Annotated in this window: 5 protein-coding genes; all 5 read left to right on the top strand. The window is 32.6% G+C overall.

Annotated features, from left to right (window positions below; translation table 11 throughout):
• Window positions 1-75: 75 nt before the first annotated feature.
• The 5 genes from CS063_RS14570 (at window position 76) to CS063_RS14550 (ending at window position 14,156) form a co-directional block, all read left to right on the top strand.
• Entirely contained in the window at window positions 76-2,139 is a 2,064-nt protein-coding gene (locus CS063_RS14570) for a methyl-accepting chemotaxis protein (protein WP_099450432.1), read from the top strand.
• A 378-nt stretch (window positions 2,140-2,517) separates the two neighbouring features.
• Window positions 2,518-4,260, top strand: coding sequence for a sensor histidine kinase (locus CS063_RS14565; RefSeq protein ID WP_099450431.1), 1,743 nt, complete (start codon window positions 2,518-2,520; stop codon window positions 4,258-4,260).
• 159 nt (window positions 4,261-4,419) lie between these two features.
• Entirely contained in the window at window positions 4,420-5,985 is a 1,566-nt protein-coding gene (locus CS063_RS14560) for a response regulator transcription factor (RefSeq protein ID WP_180270814.1), read from the top strand.
• Between the two features lie 26 nt (window positions 5,986-6,011).
• The gene (locus CS063_RS14555; protein ID WP_099450429.1) at window positions 6,012-7,502 is read left to right on the top strand and encodes an ABC transporter substrate-binding protein; all 1,491 of its coding nucleotides are present in this window, start codon (window positions 6,012-6,014) and stop codon (window positions 7,500-7,502) included.
• A 378-nt stretch (window positions 7,503-7,880) separates the two neighbouring features.
• Entirely contained in the window at window positions 7,881-14,156 is a 6,276-nt protein-coding gene (locus CS063_RS14550) for a glycoside hydrolase family 2 TIM barrel-domain containing protein (RefSeq protein ID WP_099450428.1), read from the top strand.
• The last annotated feature ends 452 nt before the right edge of the window (window positions 14,157-14,608 follow it).

Genomic DNA, 14,608 nt, shown 5'->3' with positions numbered 1-14,608 from the left:
AATATAACTCATTATAATATATATACTTAAAAAATTATAAATTTTCATTAGTGTACTATTTAGGAAGGAGAGAGAATGGATATGAAATTTAAGACAATTGGAACGAAGCTATTGGTATTTATATTACCAGTAATCATTTTAGCTATGTTAATTTTAACTGTTATTAGTGCAAATTTTAGTACAAATATTATTGAAAAGAAGATTGAAGAACAGATGACAGCAGAATTATCTGCCCAAAAGAATAAAATTGAACAATCTCTGCATATTGTTGCTTCAACGGCAACAAATATCTCTAGAACTGTGGGAACAACATATAAGAATTTAAAATTATCAGATTATGAAAAGATGTTGCAGCAGATTATACTAGATAATGACATTGTATTAGGAAGTGGCCTTTGGTTTGAACCCTATGCTTATGATTCTACAGAGCAATATGTTGGACCCTATATTTATAAAGATGGCGATAATGTTGTTGTTACATATGACTACAGTAATGAAAGCTATGATTATTTTTCAAAAGATTACTACACAAAGGCAAAAAATTCATATACGGCTATTATTACAGATCCTTATTATGATGAAACTTCGAAGCTCATTATGGCAAGCTGTTCAACACCAATTATGGATGATTCTAATACATTTATTGGGTGTGTTACTGTAGATATTGAACTTTCATCTATTCAAAATCTTGTAAAAAATATAAAGGTAGGACAGAATGGGAGCGCTATTCTTATAAGCGGAACTGGTGTTTACCTGGGAAGTCAGGATAATACAAAAGTTACATCTTCTTTAAATATTAAAGAAGATAATAATAAATCATTAGCCCAGGCAGGAGCATATATTTTAAATTCGGAGAGCGGAACAACAACCTATGAAGCGGTAGATGGAACTTACAATCTATATTATGATACTATTAATGGAGTAGGGTGGAAATTAATTATACAGATGCCCCAGTCTGAATTGAATCAGCCGGTAAAACACTTGATAGCCATCCTTTCGGTTATCTGTATAATTGCTGTTATTTTATCTATATTAAGTGTAGTCATTCAGGTTAAATCAATTTCTAAAAGTATTAAAATAGTTCAAGCTTTTGCAGAAAATTTAGCTGAAGGAGATTTTACCATAGAATCTTTACCAATAAAAACAAAAGACGAGCTTGGTCACATGGGGAATTCTTTAAATAAAATGTTTGGAAGTAATAAGAATGTAATTAAAAATATTTTATCTCATGCAAGAAATATAAGTGTTTCTAGTAATAAATTATCTCATTCAGCTACAAAATTATTAAGTCAGTTTAGAAACATTGAAAATTATATGGGAATTGTCAATGAAGCCACGATGTCTGCAAGTGCTGCTACTGAAGAAGTAAATGCATCCACGCAGGAAGTAAATGCATCTGTATCCATTTTAGTTAATGAAACAGACAGAGGTAAAGAAATGTCTGATGAGATACGGATTAGAGCAAATAAAATTGGTGAATCAAGCCAAAAAGCTTATGAGTATGCAATACAGCTTTCTATACAGTATGAGCAGGAACTGCAGAAGAGTATACAAAATGCAAATATTGTCAAGAACATTCAAATAATGGCTGATGCCATTGCTGGAATTGCGGAACAGATTAACTTACTTTCTTTAAATGCTTCTATCGAGGCAGCTCGTGCAGGTGAGAATGGAAAAGGATTTGCTGTTGTTGCGACTGAAATTGGAAAATTAGCTCATGAAACATCAAAATCGGTGACAGAAATCCAAAATACTATCACCGATGTGCAAGATGCATTTGGCAGTTTAACGGAAGAATCCAAGACTTTATTAAACTTTGTTCAAGAGACAGTTACCCCAGATTATAATAACTTTGTGGAAATTGCAAGACAATATGGAAAGGATGCAGAATCCATAGAAGAAAATTCTAAGAAAATTTCCGACATGTCTATTAATATTAAAACCATTATGCATGAAGTAAGTGATGCAATTCAAAGCATATGTGAATCTGCTCAAAGCACAGCTGATAATAGTAGTAAAATTATGTTATCAGTAAATGAAGTGTCTCAGGTTGTGAAAGAAGTTTCAAATATGTCCAAAGACCATGAAGAGATTGCGAATGATCTAAATCAGGTAGTTGAAAAATTCAAAACTAATTAAAAGTATTTTACTAATGAGTATATAAATATTTTTGTGTTCAAGCCACCAATCAGTCTTATTGGTGGCTTTATCTTGAAGAACTGTAAATAAAAAAAAGTGGCAAGGGGCTGTTGCGCAATTAATCAATTAGATTAGTTGGGTGTCAGCCCTAATTTTACATAGCCTTAAAAAATCTGTCTAGTTTATTGTAGCCTATCCAATCTGAGGTAAGATGGTACAAGTAAAATTAATTATTTTAATAATAAAATATATAGTATAATTATGAGGTTTTTTTAAACTATTCATAGATTTTTGTATAATACTATAATAATAGTTATAAGATAATTTTTAAATATGTTATAATATGATAATTGCTTTTTAGAACAGGAGAAATAATATATGTGGATAAAACATAAACCATTTTTGCGATTTAATTCTTTAAGATTTAGATTAGTAACAATGACTTCTTCAATTCTACTCTTATTAATTGTTATTCTGTTTGTTAATAATGTATATGCTATTCAGATAGTACGTAATCAAGTGTTAGATTCAAATTTAAGAACGTTAAAGCTTCATATAAATCAAATGGAAGCGTCATTTAATGCTGTTGATTCTTTTTTGATATCACAAAGTTTAAGTTGGTATGAGTATAATAATATTGAAAATCCTACAACAGAATTTGATAGATATTTAGCGGAATATAATATAAAGAACACATTTAATAAAAATTTAGTGGGTTATGAAATGGTTGATGGGATATTTATGTATTATCCTAAAGAAGATATTTACATACAGAGTGAAAAAAGTCATATATCATTTTCAGAGTTAAAAAATATTGAAACAAATATAAAGCTTAAAACAATAAAGTTCTACGAAGAAACTAATAGCAAGGTTGATAAGTGGTTTCCTATTGATTTAGATGGGAAGTTTTATTTAGCACGTATTATTAAAATAAAAAATATTTATATGGGTAGCTGGGTTAATATAGAAAATATTTTATCACCTTTACAGGAAGAATCATCTAAAGTCATTCAAAATATTATGCTTTGTGATCTAAATGGTGTTCCTCTAGACAATAAACTTAATCACTTAATCATTCCAATAAATGAGAAAGGCATTTCGGAAAATAGTCATCTTATATATAAAGGAGAAAGATATTTTACTACTGGGGTTGAGAGTCATAAAGGTCTATTTTACTTAGTGGCAATGATTCGTGATGATAGTATTTTAGAAGGCTTAGATGCTTTTCAAAAGATACTTATTATCGTAGCCTTTAGTGTACTTATTAGTATTATTTTATTTTCTATATTAATAAAGAAACTTTTATATAATCCATTACATATTATTGTAGATGCTATGAATGGATTAAAAGATGGTAATCTGGACGTTAAATTAGAAAACATAAACGTATGTGAAGAATTTGAGCTGGTTAATCATACCTTTGATAATATGACAAGACAAATAAAAAAATTGAAAATCGATATTTATGAAGAACAAATTACTAAGCAAAAGGCGCAATTACAATACTTACAATTACAGCTTAGTCCTCATTTTTTAGTTAATTGCCTTAATTTAATAAGAAGTTTAGCAATTATTGGTAAGGAAGATTTGATTCAAGAAGTCACAATAACCCTTAGTCATTATATTCGCTATACATTGAATGATTCCACAAGAGTAACTTTAAGACAAGAATTGGAGCATGTTAATAATTATATTAAACTTCAAAAACTTAGGTACCAAGATGGATTGATATATAATGTATCAATAGATTTAAAACTAGAAAATGCATTAATACCAACTATGCTCATTCAAACATTTGTTGAAAATGCAGTAAAATATCAAATGGTACAAGGTGAAAAACTCACTATAGATGTAGCTGTTAATTTAATAAATGAGGTAGCTGTTCCTAAAATAAAAATAGTCATTCAAGATAGCGGGGATGGTTTTGATTTGGATATTATTGAAAAAATTCGATGTAATAAAAGAATAATAGATCAAAATGGAGAGCATATAGGAATTTATAATATTAGACAACGCTTAAATATATTATACAATGATTTAGCAAAAATAGAGTTTTCAAATGCTAAGTGTGGGGGTGCTGAAATAAAAATAAGTATTCCAATAGAGTACGTATTAACATAGTATGAAAAATAAATTAAGACTAAAACTTTATGCTATAGACTACATTAAAGAACAAATGCATGTAGTATATGATAGTGATAACATTATTAAAGCTAAAAGTAGAATGGTGGTAATAATAAATTTTGTGCTTTAAGCACAGTGAAAGGGATGGTAATTAGAATGAATATCCTAATGGTTGATGATGATGTACTTGCAGTAGAAGGCTTAAAAAGTATACTTAATTGGAAAAGTATGAATATTAGTCAAATATATACTGCCTATAATATGAAACAAGCCCAAAAAATATTTAAAACAAATCATGTGGATATTATGATTTGTGATATTGAAATGCCAAAAGGAAGTGGGCTTGATTTGGTTGAATGGATTATTAATGAAGCATATAGTGTTGTTATTATACTTTTGACCAGCTATGCAAATTTTGAATATGCTAGTAAGGCAATCAAAATGCAAGTTAAAGATTATTTACTAAAACCAGCCCCTAAAAATGAGCTTGAAGCAGTTATTATGAAAGCTGTTGTTCAAGTAAAAGAGGTAGAAAAAATCAAGGATAATCAGAAATTTGCTGACTATTGGAGTTCAAATGCTGTTAAAGTGTATCAGGATCTTTGGAAGGATATTATTTTTAAACACAAATGCAATGAATTGAAGGCTATTGAAAAAATGGCAAATACAATAGGCTATTCCATTAATGAAACAAATTATTGTCCTATTATTGTCAAATGGAAGCGACTAAAAATTTGCAATGAGACAAAAGGAAATAGCATCATTGAATTTGTGCTAAAAAATATTGTTGCTGAAATTTTCTTCGGTGTGACTGAGTCAAAAGATGTTTTTTCCATAGATCAAAATACTTTACTCGTTTTAAAAACAGCAAATTTAAAAAATATAAATGTTTATCAAGAAAAATGTCAGATGCTTATTAATGTATTTGTAAGTTATTATCCGGAGTATAAAGCAACTTGTTATATAAAAGATATTGTTGAGGTTAATGATTTATCCAAAACTGTACATGAACTTTTATTAGCAGAAAAAAACGATGTTTTAAAAACTAATAGAGTTATAGCTTTACTCAGTCAGGATATTAAAAACACAAGTTATGAAAAACCTAATATGGAAAAATGGATGAATGAAATATTGAATGATAATTATGCTTTTGCTATTGAACAGGTAAAAGCATTTTTATCAAGCATTGATTGTATAGGTTTTATTGGTTTGAGTCAATTTAAAAATGACTTTTTGCAAGAACTCTATATTTTGTTAAGGAAAAAAGGGATTCAGGCACATTCTATATTAAAAGATGAACAAATGGTTGAACTATTTGATAAAGCAACCAACTCATTTGATGATATGTATATGTGGATCGATACACTGTTACAAAATATTACAAGTTATAGTTATGAATTAGAAAAAACACCATCTGTAGTAGATGAAATAAAAAGGTATATAGAAGAGAATATGGCTAAAGAACTTAATAGAACTGAAATGGCAAATAAAGTTTTTTTGCATCCTGATTATTTATCACATATCTTTAAACAGCAAATGGGCATTTCAATATCAGATTATATTATAAATACTAGAATTCAAGCAGCAAAAAGATTATTAAAAAGTACAAATGAGAGTATCACCAATATAGCTATTGATGTGGGTTATGGAAATATTGCGTATTTCTCTAGAATATTTAAAAGGGTAACAGGCAACACACCGAAGGAATTTCGTAATTTATAAAATTCTTTATAGGGTAGGTGATAGGATTGAGAAAAACATTTAGTAAAAGTGTAATGATGCTACTTGTGATAATTATAATATACATAATACATACAATATACTTTGAAAAAAAACAAGTAGATGAAAAAAGAGTAAATAAAGATTATATGAAATTTGTGATTGCTTTTCCTACAATGACCAATATTCCAGAAGATTTATTGTTAGTTCAAGAGGAAATTAATAAGATTACTCGATCACAAATAGAGGTGGAAGTAGAATTAAAAGTTTTTAAGTTTGAAGAATATAAACAAGCAGTACAAACAATGTTAGTTGATCATAAACAACTTGACCTTATGCTTGCTCTTAATCATATTCATACAGAGGTTAATATTAAAGATCAATTAGTTGTTCTTAATGATATTATTAAACAAAATGGAAAAGGGATAATAGATGCTGTTGGAAAGGATGCCATAGAGGCTTGCAAACTAAATGGGAACATTTATGGTGTTCCTAACGTTAGGGGGTATGCTACTGGATATGATGGTTATGTACTAAGAAAAGATCTAGTAGATAAGTATAAAATTGATGTTAAGTCTATTAAGACGATTAAAGATTTGGAAGCTGTTTTTGAAATTATTAAAAACAATGAACCTGATTTAATAGTTTTAGTACCTGGTACAAGAACACTTCTTTATCATCATGGGGAATATGATAAGTTAGGTGGAAATGTCTTTGGGGTATTACCTAATTATGGACAAGATGATCAGATTGTCGACTTGTTTGCAACTCAAAAATATATGGAAAACTTAGAATTGGTACGTAGATGGTATTTAAAAGGGTATCTTCAGCCCGATATTTTTATGGACAATCTGACACTTGAACAGAAAATTTCAGAAAATAAAATCTTTGCCTATACCCAATTTGGCAAACCAGGAATTGAACAACAAGAACAATCTTATTATGATGTAGAAATGGAGTTTATACAAATTGGAGAAACTGCCATAGGATCAGAAGCTATTTCAAAGTGCCTTTGGACTATAACACGAAATACCATTTCACAAGAAAAATCAATGCAACTTTTAAATCTCCTATATACAAATGCAGATATAATGAACTTATTATGTTATGGTATGGAAGGAAGACATTATATTTTTAGTGAGGATGGACATATTAAAAGTGCTGATAATTTAGGTCAGAAGTATACAATGGGTAATAGTTGGAGTATGCCCAATCAATTTATTACACATATATGGGAAGGTAACTCGTTAACATTGTGGGATGATTTACATGCCTTTCAAGAGGGAGCAATTAAGTCAAAAGGTATAGGATTTAGATTTGATATATCTCCTGTTTATAAGGAGTATATAGCTGTTGAAAAAATTTATACTCAATATAGTATCATTTTAGAGAATGGTCTAGTAGACCCAAAAATTTATTTGCCAAAAATGCGAGAAGAATTAGATGCAGCTGGTTTAAAGCGTGTTATTATTGAGAAACAGCATCAATTTGAAAAGTGGAAGCTTAAAAACAAGCAATAAAATAGCAATAAGATTAAGAGGCTAAGAGAAATTATAATATTTCGTTAGTCTCTTTTTGTTAATTAAAAAAGTTATAGCATAATAGTGATAGAACATCTAGGATTTGTTGTTTTAATAAAATTCTAATAATGATAACGTTATAGGTGTAATTTATCGTAAGATGACATCACACTAAAATCAACATTATTCATGAGGAGAGGATTTAGAGATGTCGATTAAGTAAACTGCAAAACATCACATTTATGTAATCAATTGCAGTATTTTTACTTGGAAAGATAATAATAGGGGGTGATTTGTAAGTTATAAGTGATTTGTGAAGCAATATACGTGCCTACTAGTAAAGAAAGGTTACAAAAATTTTAAAAAGGGGTGTAAACAGTGAGAATCAATTCTAAAAAATTATTAGCTAGAGTACTCTGCACAGTAATTACGATATCTCAAATGCTCAATGGCACAACAATGGTGCTTAAAGCGGCAGAGCATATAACTCCTGAACGTGTAGAGAGAACAGATACGATTATTAATAGCGACTGGACCTTTACATATGGAAAAGATGGGAGTACATCCACAGTAGACTTACCACACACATGGAATACAGTGGATGGAAGTAATGGTCCTGATGATAAAGATGGGTCAGGAAACTCATATTATCGTGGTACGAGTACCTACGAGAAAACAGTGGATGTTTCGGATTATCAAAATGGAAAAGTATTTTTAAAGTTCGATGGTGCAAATAAAGAAACAGTTGTCTATATTGATGAGGTAGAGGTAGGCCAACATCAAGGAGGATATGCAGCTTTTACTTTCGATATTACTAATTATATTGCAGGTAAAGATACGGTTGAACTAAAGGTTGATGTAAACAATGCAAATACGACAACAATAATTCCTTTAGGTAGCCCCGATTACACACAATGGGGTGGAATTTATCGCGATGTACATATCATCAACACCAGTGATGCCTATTTTTCTTTGGAATCCAGTGTCACGAATGCATCATCAGGTGTTTATTTCAACCAGAGTGTAAATAATATTGAAAATGGTGGTGTAACAGGAAAAATAGGTGATGCGATCTTAAATATTACTACAAACGTAACTGTTCCTGTGGCAAGTGATTATGCGATTACTGCAAGGGTATTTGATATGCAGGGCAATTTTGTTCAAGAATCTGCCACAGCATTTACTGCCATAGAGGGGAATAATGCAGTTGAAATGGATACCATTAGCATTAATGATGCAAATCTATGGAATGGTATTCAAAATGGTGAGAATGCAGCTTATCTATACAGAGTTTATTTAACATTAACCGATGCTCAAGGGTACACTATGGATACCATGATGGATCGTGTAGGTTTCCGTACCTTTGAAATTTTGAGCTACAATGAGGCAAAAGCTAACGAAGCAAATGGTGGCATTGGAGCAGGCTTTAAATTAAATGGTGAAGAATATTTACTGCGTGGTGTAAATACACACCAAGATTTTGCTGGTAAAGGTAATGCCATTGACAATACTGATTGGGATACAAACTTTGCATTGATGGAACAGATGGGTGTTAATTTCATCAGGGCGGCACATTATCAGTATGATGATTACTTCTATACACAAGCTGATATGCGAGGTATAGTGACATGGGCTGAGCTTCCTTGTACAAATAGTGTACCTACAGATTATCAAGATGGAGCTAATAAAATTTGGGGACCAGGCCAAGAGAATACTATTCAGCAATTGACTGAAATGATTACTCAACTATATAATCATGCATCTATTGCAGTATGGTGTGTGGAGAACCAGACAAGTACAAAAAATGGAACGGATACGAAAGTAGTTTCTTTCATTCGAGATATGCAAAATGTAGCACACGAACTGGATCCTTCTCGTGAGGTAACACTTACAACTTTGGCAACACAGGGGTTTGATAGTGGTATTACAGTTGATGATATGGGTGGAGCTACTGGTCTTGTAGATGCACCTACAGGAACATATTATTTTGGATGGTATCAGGCTAATCCTGCTTCTCTTGGAGATAAGATTGATGCGGTTAGTACTGACTATCCAAACATGCCATACGGCATCAGTGAATATGGTGCAGGTGGTGTTCCCAAAAATCATCAGATTATTATAGATTATGAAGTTACCACTGGAAGTGTGATTGACATTGAAGATGAGGTTACCACTGAAAGTGTGCTTACGCTGGGAAATGCGGTTATCACTGGACGTATGTTTACATTCCCAACTCATCCTCAAGAATGGCAAAATATTGTGCACGAACAGAACTATCGTACTGCTATTGAGCCAAATAACTGGTTGTGGAGTACAGCGATATGGAATATGTTTGATTTTGGATCAGACTCTAAAAAAGAAGGAGATCCAATTGTTTATGGACAAAATAATAAAGGACTTGTAACATACGATAGAGAGACGAAGAAAGATACTTTCTTTTACTACAAAGCAAAGTGGAACAAAACAGAAGACTTTGTCCATATTACTTCTGGAGATTACTTGATGACTTTAGATCCTTCTACATTGGAGAATGGAATTGATATTAAGGTTTATACCAATGTACAATTCTGTGAACCATATTATTGGGAAGAGCTAAAGAACCAACTAGACAAATGTTTAGAACTGAGAATTGATGGTGAACTTACAGATGTTAAACCCATTATGACTCAACCAGGGGTTTTTCTTTGGAAGAATATTCAATTGACATCTAATATAGATGAGATCACAGTAGGTGTATTTGAGTATATAGGGTTTGAGGATAGACAGGGAGATCGTTTAGCCTTTACTTCTGCAAACAGTGATTATGAGGTAACTGCAGCAGAATTAACTGCATATGATAACAGCGAATATATAGAAGCTGCTCCTAAGACTCCAGTTGGTCCAGGTGGCCCAGTTGATCCTGTTGATCCTACTACTGGTGATGTACGTAAAATTGTAAATATTAATCGAGATTGGAAGTACAATGAAAGTAGTATTGAAGCCAACGAAGCGTCAAGCATCAGCTTGAATGATAGTGATTGGGAAGCAATAAATCTTCCTCACACATGGAACGCTGAAGATGGTGCTGATGGAGGTTCGTACAGAAGAGGTGTCAGCTGGTATAGAAAAACGTTACCTTGGAACGAAGCATATGCAAATAAGCGTATTTATATTGAATTTTTAGGTTCTTGTCTAAAGACAGAGGTTTATGTCAATGGAAATTATATAGGAGTACATGAGGGTGGATATACAGCTTTTAGATTTGATATTACAGATTATCTAAATGAGAATACTAGTAATATTATTGCTGTAAAAGTAGATAATAGTTCAAATCCAAACATAGCACCACGTGGTGGAGACTTTACAATTTTTGGTGGTATCTATAGAAATGTTAATTTGATTCTTACTGATGATGTACATATTGATATTTTGGATAATGCATCTTCAGGACTTTATCTAACACCAACAGATGTAAGTTCTGAAAGTGCTAACTTAGATATTAAATCAACGATTGTAAACGATTCGGATGTTGAAAAAGAAGTAAAAATAATTGCAACATTAAGAACACCAGATGCTTTTGAAGAGGTTGATTCAGTATCCAATCCACTATTTGATGTTGAAAATATGGCAACAAATGAGATAGTTGAAGTCAAGGAAACAACTCTCACTGTTCAGGCTATGGGTAATGTAGAATATACTGAAAAAATGGTTGTAGAGAATCCTCGTCTTTGGAATGGTACAGCAGATCCATTTAGATATATTGTGGATTTGGAAGTGTATGTTGATAATGTACCAGTAGACGAAGTTAGCCAGTATGTGGGCTTCCGTTACTTTGAAGTAGACTATGATAAAGGATTCCTGCTTAATGGGCAGCCTTATGCTTTGCGTGGCGTTAGTCGTCACCAAGACAGTTATAGTGCTGTTAATCCTGATGTCTATTTAGGGAATGCGTTAACACAAGCAGAGCACAATCAAGATTTAGGATTAATGTATGAAATGGGTGTAAACTATGTTCGTTTAGCACATTATCCTCATGACCCTTATTTCTACGAATTATGTGATCGCTATGGTATTGCTGTATGGGCAGAAATTCCAATGGTCGGTGGAGTTACACAAAGTGATGAGTTTGTTGATAATGCAAAGCAACAGCTAACTGAGATGATCAGACAACAATACAATAGGCCATCAGTTTTTTTCTGGGGATTATCCAATGAGATTAATAGCAATAGTTTTGTAGTCGAAATGGTTAAAAAGTTAAATGATTTAGCTCATGAAGAGGATAGTACTCGACTTACTACTTATGCAACGAACTCTGATGCTGCAGAAATGTGGAATGCGGACTTAATTGGTTGGAATATTTATCCTAATTGGTATTATGAAGGTACTGTTAAAGGTATGATGGATACACATTATAATTCTGAGGATAGAAAACCAGTAGGTATATCAGAATATGGTGCTGGTGCTAGCCTAGTTCAACATGAAGATCCACCACAATTTTCTATTGGGCAATCTAGAGGACAGTGGCACCCCGAGGAATATCAAAGTGTATGGCATGAAGATGCATTACGAGACATAAAAGATTTAGAATATTTATGGTCAACTGCAGTTTGGAATATGTTTGACTTCGGTTCTGATGGAAGAGATGAGGGTGGACAAAAAGGTGTGAATGACAAGGGATTGATATCTCATGATAGGCAGACGAAAAAAGATGCTTTCTATCTATACAAAGCTAACTGGAATTCAGTAGATCACTTTGTACACATCAACAGTAGCCGATTTAACCCAAGAGAAGATGAATTTGTTTCTGTGAAAATTTATTCTAATTGTGATGAGGTAACACTTAAAGTAAATGGAAAAACAATGGAAACAAAACAAAATGATGGACTAGGTGTTTTTGTATGGGATAATGTTCAGCTAATACTCGGTGAGAACAATATAGTTGCTACGGGTACATTTGATAATCAAGAGTACACTGACACAATTAGGTGGACACGAGTAAAAGGTACCAAAACATTATTAGGATCTAGCTCTGAAAATGTTTTAGTTGATAACGCTAACTTGTCTATTGCGCTTTTAGGTAGTATTAAAGTGCAAGAACTTCAAAGTATAATTAATGGGATTAATGGAACAACATGGAAGCTGTATCAGTCTGATGAAACTACTCCTATTATAGATGCTACTGCGGAAGTTAGTTTAGATATGGTTGTTAAGGCAACATCTCAAGATAAGAACACAGTTAATGTATATCGTTTTACTAGCCCTAATCTTGCATTTGGTAAAAATGTTACTGCATCTACAGCATTGCAAGATTATCCTACAAGTAATGCCGTAGATATGAATGGTGCGACCTACTGGTCTGCAGACCGTGCTACAACTGGTTGGATACAAGTTGATTTAGGACAGATATACAATCTGAACAATATTCAAATAGAGTGGTATAATAACAATCCTGCACCTAGAACTTACAAATATAATGTACAGGTAAGCACAGATGGAGAACAGTATACTGTTGCAGCTGATTTAAGTGGAAATACAGTTTCAGTTGATACAGAAATACGTCGTGCAAAAATAAAAAGTGATTTAGGTCAAGTTTCTGGAAGATATGTGAAAATTAATGTAACAGGTGGAATAGGTTGGGGACAATGTATTGAAATTAGTGAAATCGTAATTAATGGATGGAAACTAAGTTCTGAGGTTTATACTATCGATCAACAGCAACGAAAAATCTATGTGCCAGAACCTAAACCAGGAAATGAACTTGATTGGAGTGAATTTGAAGGCAATATTGAAGTTATAGGTACCTATAGGAATAGCAGAAATATTGGACAGTCTTACTTTGTACTTGATGGAGACCAATGGGTTATTACTGACTCTGATGGTGTGGATATTTCTTACACAATTGTGTTTGGTGATCCAGTAGATCCAGTAGATCCAGTAGAACAAGCAATAGCACCTTCTGCATCACCTGCAGCAGGTACATACGCTAGTACAAGAACTGTGACATTAACTACTGCTACAAATGGTGCAAAGATTTATTACACTGTAGATGGCAGTACACCAACGACTTTTAGCACATTATATACTGGATCAATTACAGTTAGTAGCACAACAACTATTAAAGCTATCGCTGTAAAAGAGGGTATGACAAATAGTAATGTTGCAACATTTACTTATGTTATTCAAACAAGCAGTTCAGGAGGCAGTTCAGGAGGCAGTTCAGGTGGTGGCAGTAAGCCATCAACACCAGTGACACCAGTGACACCAGTGACACCAGTAGCACCAGTGGTCCCACAGTCAGTAATAATCTCTTTAAATACTGGTTTAGCATCAAATGACGGAGTGAATATTCCGTTAATTGTAAAACCATATATTCAAAATAACCGTACTATGGTAGGTGTTAGGGATATGGCAACACTATTTAATATAGAGAGTAAAAATATAATGTGGGATGCACGTAGTAAAACAGTCACTATTAAAACAGCAGATAAAGAAATAAAACTGATAATTGGTCAATATTATGCCCTTGTAAATGGCGAGAAAGTAGTTATGGATGTAGCTCCACAACTCAAAGAGAGCAGAACTGTTCTTCCAATTGCACATATTGCAAAGATTTTAGGTATAAAGGTAGACTTTAATCCAGTTACAAAAGAAGCAACATTTACAATAATTAAGTAAAGCTATCGAAAATTGATTTTAAAATTAATTCCTTACCACAAATACTCAATAAATAAAGGATATAACAGTTAATATAAGCCCTAAAAGGTTAAGAATCTCACTTAATCTTTTAGGGCTTATCTCATTGGTGTGTCTGAAATTTCAGTTTGTTGAGGTGCCCTTAGGAATTTAAAAGTCAAGAAAAAGAAGGGGTGCCTACGCGGCCGCAAGAAAGAAGGCTTTTCTCCGGTTTCTGGGTCCTCGCCTTGGCAAACTCTAGGTTCAGTCCTGTAGACTAACGGTCCTACCTATCGCAAGAAGAACGCTTGCGATAACGTCCCTAAAGACAGCCTACAGGCCTTCACCAAGACTTTGCGAAAGTCTGTGGAGGAAACCTGCGAAAAGCCTTCTTTCTTGCTCTCCACTGTAACACGAAAGTTTAAATTTTTTATATTCCTTCTTAAAGACATGAG

The organism is Sporanaerobium hydrogeniformans, assembly GCF_002735925.1.
Lineage (GTDB): Bacteria > Bacillota > Clostridia > Lachnospirales > Cellulosilyticaceae > Sporanaerobium > Sporanaerobium hydrogeniformans.
The sequence above is the reverse complement of the archived record's forward strand: the minus strand, read 5'-3'. Positions and strand labels throughout refer to the sequence as shown.

Excerpts from the sequence above, each read along its gene's own strand:
- CS063_RS14560 (WP_180270814.1), top strand. The coding sequence starts at position 4,420 with ATGAATATCCTAATGGTTGATGATGATGTACTTGCAGTAGAAGGCTTA.
- CS063_RS14570 (WP_099450432.1), top strand. The coding sequence starts at position 76 with ATGGATATGAAATTTAAGACAATTGGAACGAAGCTATTGGTATTTATA.
- CS063_RS14565 (WP_099450431.1), top strand. The coding sequence starts at position 2,518 with ATGTGGATAAAACATAAACCATTTTTGCGATTTAATTCTTTAAGATTT.